The organism is Microcystis sp. LEGE 08355 (genome assembly GCF_015207185.1).
Lineage (GTDB): Bacteria > Cyanobacteriota > Cyanobacteriia > Cyanobacteriales > Microcystaceae > Microcystis > Microcystis panniformis.
Window position 1 is genome coordinate 1 of the sequence record NZ_JADEXI010000731.1, and the last position, 2,013, is coordinate 2,013.

The 2,013-nt window shown below is 46.2% G+C and carries 3 protein-coding genes; 1 reads left to right on the plus strand and 2 read right to left on the minus strand.

Annotation, left to right across the window (positions count from 1 at the left end):
- A partial coding sequence (locus tag IQ242_RS23435; RefSeq protein WP_193961607.1) for an ABC transporter ATP-binding protein occupies positions 1–1,375 on the plus strand: 1,375 nt, incomplete at its 5' end.
- On the opposite strand, the gene IQ242_RS23440 is transcribed toward IQ242_RS23435, so the two are convergent.
- Together IQ242_RS23440 and IQ242_RS26485 are read right to left on the minus strand one after the other, a co-directional pair.
- The gene (locus tag IQ242_RS23440; RefSeq protein WP_193961608.1) at positions 1,362–1,691 is read right to left on the minus strand and encodes a hypothetical protein; all 330 of its coding nucleotides are present in this window, start codon (positions 1,689–1,691) and stop codon (positions 1,362–1,364) included. The genes IQ242_RS23435 and IQ242_RS23440 overlap by 14 nt on opposite strands.
- Before the next feature lie 115 nt (positions 1,692–1,806).
- Complete coding sequence (locus IQ242_RS26485; protein WP_370583046.1) at positions 1,807–1,986, minus strand: hypothetical protein; 180 nt, start codon at positions 1,984–1,986, stop codon at positions 1,807–1,809.
- Positions 1,987–2,013: the final 27 nt, after the last annotated feature.

Genomic DNA, 2,013 nt, shown 5'->3' on the forward strand with positions numbered 1-2,013 from the left:
ACAGATTTTAGCCACTTTAGCCCGGGAAGGTATAACAATTGTGGTGGCTACTCCCTACCTCGATGAAGCGGAACGTTGTCACCGCATCGCTTTGATGTACGAGGGACAAATTCACGAGATCGGAACTCTCAGCCAATTGCGCCAACGTCTCGGTTTACAACGCCTGGAAATTCGATCGCCCGATATCGCCGCTACCGCCGAAAAAATACTTCTTTTGGTGGATGGACAAAATATTAATGACGTGCAGTTATTTGGTGATCGTCTAGATGTGTTAACTGGCAATCCCCAGCAAGCAACCAGAATTATTAAAAATGCCATCGATCATCTCAGCGCTATCCACCCTAGCGAGGCAACCCTAGAAAACGTCTTTGTCACCCGTTTGCGACAACAGGGTTCCGATCCCCCTTTTATCCCCTTACCAAAGTTTAAATCCGAGACAATTACCACGGGAATAGCGATCGATGCTAGGGATTTGCGGAAAAGCTTCGCTAATTTTTGCGCCGTCAAAGGTGTTACTTTAACCATTGACTACGGAGAAATATACGGCTTATTGGGGGCGAATGGTGCGGGAAAAACCACCACGATTAAAATGCTGTGTGGGCTACTTTCCGCCTCTGATGGCGAGATTTCCTTAGCTGGGCGGAGTCAAGACCTGCGTAATCCCCTATTACGGCAAAAAATAGGTTATATGAGTCAAAAATTTACCCTTTATGATGATCTCACTGTGATCGAAAATCTGGAATTTTACTGCGGGGTTTATGGGGTTCCCCCGCACTACCGTCGCCAAAAAATCGCTTGGGTTTTGGAAACGGTGGGATTAATCGGACGGGAAACAATGTTAACCGGAAGACTGCCGGGAGGATGGAAACAACGCGTCGCTTTTGGCGCTTCCGTCATGCACGAACCGGAGATACTATTTCTCGATGAACCCACTTCTGGAGTTGATCCCCTAGCGCGACGACAATTCTGGAGCTTAATTAACGATTTGGCTCGTCAGGGAACTGCGGTATTAGTGACAACCCATTATCTCGAAGAAGCGGAACAATGCAATCGTCTGGGTTTTATGGTAGCTGGAGAAGTGGTGATGCAAGGTTCCCCCAGTCAAATTAAAGCAGCACAACCGGGGCAATTAATCGAATTACGTCTCGATCGAGTGCAACAAGCGGCAGAAATTTTAAAAACCCGTTTACAAGCTTGGCGCGTCTCGATTTTTGGCGATTGCTTGCACCTCACTCTCGATCATCCCGACAGGGAAATTCCAGAGATCAAAAAGATTGTCAGCGCCGCAGGAATACAGGTACAATCCTTGCGTTTGCTTCCCTTTTCTTTAGAAGACGCATTTATCAGCGTTGTGCAGAGAATTAATGGGGATTGATCAAGCTTTTTGCCGATAACTTGGATAATATATACCCGTTGGCTAATCTTGACTCCTGATCTGGGGATTGTCCGAAAAGATGCTCTACGATTCGCTTAACTTCTGTACGGATACCAGTGACTTCGTTGCGGAAAAACTGCCGATCGCTCTCAGCTTGAGTGATAAATTGATTTAAGCACTCGTTGGTTCGTTCCAGACTCGCTGCTATTGTCCTAACCTCACGGGTTAGCTGTGCTATATCTTCTCGATTCTGTTGCGTGAGGACAACGGTAGCCTGTAGTATGCTCTCGATCCGTTCTAATCTTTCATCCGTCATGGGTTACAGTCCCTTTAGAGCTTTTTAAGTAGGGAGGCACAATTATTTGTAGGATGGGTTAGCGGTAGCGTAACCCATGCGGGTGTTGGGTTTCATGCTTCAACCCAACCTACGTTCATCTACTGAGAATTATATAGGGTTTGCTGAATAAATCTAAAAACCTTGTTGGATAATGTCTTTGGGCTTTTTTGAAATCAAAAAGTACCGGGGATGGGAGTGATCGGGCGGAAAATTCGGGGACTTTTTCCCTGAAAATTAGGTAGTTGACCACCTGAAAATCGATAAAACCCCACACCCCACACCCTACACCCTGTCTCTTATA